This window comes from Shewanella sp. KT0246 (assembly GCF_019654955.1).
Classification (GTDB): Bacteria; Pseudomonadota; Gammaproteobacteria; order Enterobacterales; family Shewanellaceae; genus Shewanella; species Shewanella goraebulensis.
Map to the genome: position 1 here is coordinate 1 of NZ_BPEV01000148.1, position 465 is coordinate 465.

1 protein-coding gene is annotated in these 465 nt (G+C 49.7%); it reads right to left on the bottom strand.

Going from position 1 to position 465, the window contains the following annotated elements; genetic code table 11:
• Positions 1 to 465 (bottom strand): glycerate kinase (locus K5Q58_RS20895; protein WP_220755749.1); only part of this gene is annotated, 465 nt, incomplete at both ends.

Consider the following 465-nt stretch of genomic DNA (forward strand, 5'->3'; position numbering starts at 1 on the left):
CGTAATGACCTAGTGCTGTATCGAGCTGAGCAACCATAGCTGGAGTTGCACCTTTTTGTGGGCCAAATATAGCCGATGCACCTTTGTCTCCACATAGTGGGTTATTTACATCACAGGCGACCTCAAAGCTGCACTCATTGATTAATGGATGTAAGTCTCTTAAGTCGAGCTTGGCTAATTGCTTTAGGGCTGCGCCGCCCACCGATAGGGTTTTACCTTTACTGTCGAGTAAATGGGCACCAATGGCCTGCGCCATACCAGCCCCACCATCATTAGTGGCGCTGCCGCCAAGACCTATGATGATATGTTTAATGCCACGATTAAGGGCATCGACAATCAATTCACCTGTGCCATAGCTGGTCGTTATGAGTGGGTTACGTTTGTCCTCGGCAACTAAGTGCAGCCCTGATGCTGCAGCCATTTCAATCCCGGCCGTTTTTTTATTGCCCTGATAGCCCGAGCCCA